The organism is Scandinavium hiltneri (genome assembly GCF_024764835.1).
Taxonomy (GTDB): domain Bacteria; phylum Pseudomonadota; class Gammaproteobacteria; order Enterobacterales; family Enterobacteriaceae; genus Scandinavium; species Scandinavium hiltneri.
The window spans coordinates 1-467 of the sequence record NZ_JALIGE010000036.1 but is presented as its reverse complement, the minus strand read 5'-3'; the positions used below and the strand labels follow the sequence as shown (position 1 = coordinate 467).

1 protein-coding gene is annotated in these 467 nt (G+C 63.2%); it reads left to right on the top strand.

The features are described from left to right. Positions 1-42: 42 nt before the first annotated feature. On the top strand, positions 43-467 hold a 425-nt coding region (locus tag MUU47_RS00160; RefSeq protein WP_258986114.1), incomplete at its 3' end, for a class F sortase.

Here is a 467-nt window from a genome sequence, read left to right as displayed (position 1 = left end):
GCCACGCACGCCGCGGCACCCACATCATCGAAGTCGGTCCCGGTGAACACCCGCAGCAGTGCCGACGTTGCACAGCCAGCGAACGTCTCGATTCCCCGACTGGGCTTGTCCGAAGATTTGCTGAGCTTAGGGCTCGATGCGTCTGGTGCCGTGGCCGTACCGAGCGGAGCCGACGTACAGCGCGTGGCCTGGTTCAATGGCTCACCTCGGCCGGGTCAACCCGGCCCCGCAGTCATCGAAGGACACGTCATCACACCCGACGGCAACGGGCCCTTCCACGAACTCGCCACACTCACCGCAGGCGACCGTGTCTCCGTACGCGACACCGCCGGAAAGACCCACGACTTCACTGTTTACCGAACCGCCCAATACTCCAAGACCACATTTCCTACCACCGAGGTGTACGCCAATACCGCCGGCCCAGAACTACGCCTCATCACATGCAGCGGAATATTCGACACCCGCAC